4 protein-coding genes are annotated in these 3,800 nt (G+C 69.2%); 3 read left to right on the top strand and 1 reads right to left on the bottom strand.

Going from position 1 to position 3,800, the window contains the following annotated elements; translation table 11 throughout:
- Positions 1 to 60: 60 nt before the first annotated feature.
- Positions 61 to 549, bottom strand: coding sequence for a hypothetical protein (locus tag GA0070560_RS28970; protein ID WP_170839624.1), 489 nt, complete (start codon positions 547 to 549; stop codon positions 61 to 63).
- Positions 550 to 758: 209 nt separating this feature from the next.
- Between GA0070560_RS28970 and GA0070560_RS27885 the strand changes: the two genes are divergently transcribed.
- The 3 genes from GA0070560_RS27885 (at position 759) to GA0070560_RS27875 (ending at position 3,798) form a co-directional block, all read left to right on the top strand.
- Positions 759 to 2,258, top strand: a complete 1,500-nt coding sequence (locus tag GA0070560_RS27885) for a SulP family inorganic anion transporter (protein ID WP_091303095.1) — start codon at positions 759 to 761, stop codon at positions 2,256 to 2,258.
- The gene (locus GA0070560_RS27880) at positions 2,258 to 2,710 is read left to right on the top strand and encodes a MerR family transcriptional regulator (RefSeq protein WP_091303093.1); all 453 of its coding nucleotides are present in this window, start codon (positions 2,258 to 2,260) and stop codon (positions 2,708 to 2,710) included. Before GA0070560_RS27885 ends, GA0070560_RS27880 begins: the two co-directional genes overlap by 1 nt.
- 521 nt (positions 2,711 to 3,231) lie before the next feature.
- Positions 3,232 to 3,798, top strand: a complete 567-nt coding sequence (locus tag GA0070560_RS27875) for a hypothetical protein (protein WP_091303091.1) — start codon at positions 3,232 to 3,234, stop codon at positions 3,796 to 3,798.
- Positions 3,799 to 3,800 lie beyond the last annotated feature (2 nt).

Genomic DNA, 3,800 nt, shown 5'->3' with positions numbered 1-3,800 from the left:
GGCCGTCAGCATGCCAGCGAACTGGTACGCGAATCCCGAACCGAATTCATCGAACAGCAGCTATGAACGGCCGCCGAAATGAAAGACCGAGGCTAACGTGGCCCTGCACCCGCCCGGTGATGTGCTCACCGTCGGGGTCACCAATCGCGATCTGCAGCAGGTGATGCGAGTCGCCGACCGCTGCGGGATCGGCAGCGACACCAGCATCTCCCTCTCCACCAACCGTCCGGCGAGCGTGGTGTCCGCCGGGCGCGCGCCGATGACGTCGTCCAGGACCGCGACACCGCAACCGTCGAAGAAGCCTCCGGGCATCAGGGTCCACGGCCACCAGGGCCGCGCCCGTTCACCCAGCCCGCCCGCGAGGCGGGAAAGTGGGTGGGCACCTCGAGGCTCAGCCACGCTCACGGCGGAACACACTTCAGCCATCCCCACCCCCGGCCCTGCGGGCGCGGCAACCCCGAGCCTGCCGCCGTCACCGGCCGGCACCTCGGACACGATGTGCGAGGCCTGGGCGGCGTCTGGTTCACGCGGCATCGTGATGATCAGCACGTTCGATCAACTCTCCACTAACGGAAGGGTAGGGTCGGTGCCGGTCGTCCCGGCGGTGGCCGGTGGCTGCTGAGGCAGCCCAGACCGAGTCCAGGTGATGAGGTCTTCAGCCGGCAGGACCGATTTTTGCTGGTCGTGGTCGCCGCGCCCCGTCGGTGTGGGGCTGGACCTGTGCGCGTCCGCGTGACACCCCGAGTGGAAATGGCTGTATGTCTTCTGTGCTGTCCGCGGTCAACCGGCCGCGTCTGTCCCGTCCGTCCTGGCTGTCGCCGAAGGTGTTCCGCACCGAGGTCCTCGCCGGGTTGGTCGTCGCCCTGGCGCTGATCCCCGAGGCGATCTCCTTCTCGATCCTGGCCGGGGTCGACCCCCGCGTGGGGCTGTTCGCGTCATTCACGATGGCGGTCACCATCGCGATCTGCGGTGGCCGGCCGGCAATGATCTCCGCCGCGACCGGGGCCATCGCGCTGGTGGTGGCGCCGCTGGCGAAGGAACACGGACTCGATTATCTGATCGCGGCGGTGATCCTGGGCGGCGCGATCCAGGTCCTGCTCGCGGTGCTCGGGGTGGCGAAGCTGATGCGGTTCATCCCCCGCAGCGTCATGGTCGGCTTCGTCAACGCCCTCGCGATCCTGATCTTCGCCGCCCAGGTCCCGCACCTGCTCGGGGTGCCGTGGCTGGTCTACCCCCTCGTCGCCGCAGCCCTGGCGATCATGGTCGGACTCCCCCGCCTCACCCGTGCCGTGCCGGCGCCGCTGGTCGCCATCGTGGCGCTGACCGTGGTCACCGTCTTCGCGAGCGTGGCGGTGCCGACAGTGGGCGACGAAGGCGCGCTGCCGAACAGTCTGCCCACCCTGGGCCTGCCGGAGATCCCCTGGACCGTGGACACCCTCACCCTGATCGCCCCCTACGCCCTCGGGATCGCGCTGGTCGGGCTGATGGAGTCGCTGATGACCGCCAAGCTCGTCGACGACATCACCGACACCCACTCCAGCAAGACCCGCGAGTCCTGGGGCCAGGGTGTCGCCAACATCGTCACCGGATTCTTCGGCGGCATGGGCGGCTGCGCCATGATCGGCCAGACGATGATCAACGTGAAGGCGTCCGGCGCCCGCACCCGTCTCTCCACCTTCCTGGCCGGCGTGTTCCTGCTGATCCTGGTCGTCGCGCTCGGAGACGTGGTCGCCGTCATCCCGATGGCCGCCCTGGTCGCCGTGATGATCATCGTGGCGGTCTCGACGTTCGACTGGCACTCCGTCGCCCCTGCCACCCTCAAGCGGATGCCGTACGGCGAGACGGTCGTCATGCTGGCCACCGTCACCACCACCCTGGCCACCCACAACCTCGCCGTCGGCGTCGTCGCCGGCGTGCTCACCGCCATGGTCATCTTCGCCCGCCGGGTCGCGCACCTGGTCGAGGTCACCAGTGTCCTCGACCCCGACGGCACCACCCGGATCTACTCCGTGCACGGTGAGCTCTTCTTCGCCTCCAGCAACGACCTCGTCGGCCAGTTCGACTACGCCGGCGACCCCGACACCGTGGTCATCGACATGACCCACGCCCACGTCTGGGACGCCTCCTCCGTCGCCGCCCTCGACGCCATCACCACCAAGTACGCCAGCCGCGGCAAGACCGTCGAGATCATCGAGCTGAACACGTCCAGCGCCCGCATCCACGACAGCCTCGCCGGGCAGCTCGGCGTCGGGCACTGATGGCCGCCACCACCGGCGACGCCGGGCCGGAGCAGGACGCCTCCGGCCCGGCCAACGGGCGTCTCATGCAGATCGGCGAAGCCGCCGAAAGGGTCGGACTCAGCATCCGCACCATCCGCCACTACGAGGACGCCGGCCTCATCGTCCCTTCCGCCCGCAGCGAGGGCGGCTTCCGCCTCTACACCGAACCCGACCTCGACCGCCTCGCCGTCGTCAAGCGCATGAAACCCCTCGGGTTCACCCTCGACGAGATGCGCGACCTGCTCACCGTCCTCGACGCCCTCGACACCGCCACCGGCGCCGCCCGCGCCGAGCTGCTCGACCGGCTCGCCATGTTCCATACCGCCGCCACCACCCGCGTCACCGCCCTGCGCGACCAACTCGCCACGGCCGAAGGCTTCGCCGACACCCTCCGCGACAAACTCCACCACCACGGCGGCCCCACACTCTGAACACCGCCGTCGGCGCCGACCGGTACGTGCCACAAGCGGGCCGCCATCAAGGTCGCGTCGGAGCAGACGGTGATCCGATCGGTGCCGGCGCATCGAATTACGGCCGATTTGCGGCACGCAAGGTTTCCGTCATCGCGCCCTCGCGGTTGAGGCAGACCGAGTGCGTCCGCGATACAGGCACGATGACCGCCTCGGCGGTCCGCAGGTCGGATCCCGAAGCCTTTCGAACACGGGTTGCCTCGCGAATCGAACGCGGTTCACCGCGCAGATCGAAACTGGCCCGCTACCACGGTGCCGCACCCACATGACCCCGCGTCGTGCCGCCGCCCTAGCTGACGCGCGCGTCGTGCCGATCAGCGGAGCATGCCAAGCAGGCAAGAATCCCCATGCCTTCCGTTGATCTTGACGGGCGGGGTGCCCGGTGGGAGTCTCGCGCAGGCGGAAAGGGCCTGCTGATTCAGGCTCTGGAAACGGCAGCAGGAAGCCAAGCGTGCTGGGCCTAGCGTAGTAGGCTGAGGAGCATGGGCCGGTTCTCCGAGGATGAGCTACAGGCGGTCGTCACCCGGTACGAGGCGACGCGGGCGGCCGCGTTGACCGAGCGGGACGAGCAGCTGCGGGCGTTTCACGCGGCCGGTTGGCGGCCGGTGGATCTGCAGCGGGTGACCGGATACAGCCGGGAGACGATCCGGCAAGCACTACGACCGGAGGTCCGACGGGCGACCAATCTCAACCGGCGCAGGACATCACCCCAGCCGCCGGCGGACTACCGGCCCTACGGCGACCGGAGGCCCTACGTGGTTGCCGAAACCCTCGACGAACTGCACGGCCCAACCGGCGGCACGGTGACGCTTCCGCGTCACCTCGACTGGTCCGGGCACGCCGAGTACGACCTGAACCGGCCCGCGCGCGCGGCCAGCATGTACAAGGTGGTGCTCACCGAAGCCAGCACGGCCGAGGATCTGCACACCTGGCTCGACGCCGACCTCCTCCGACGGCTCTGGCCCACCCTCTGGCTGCCACCCCAGCTCCGCCAGCGCTGGGAGGATGCCATCCCCGAACTCGCCGCAACCCGTAGCGAGGCGGCGTAGCG

This window comes from Micromonospora halophytica, assembly GCF_900090245.1.
Lineage (GTDB): Bacteria > Actinomycetota > Actinomycetes > Mycobacteriales > Micromonosporaceae > Micromonospora > Micromonospora halophytica.
This window is presented reverse-complemented; position numbering and strand designations above follow the sequence as displayed.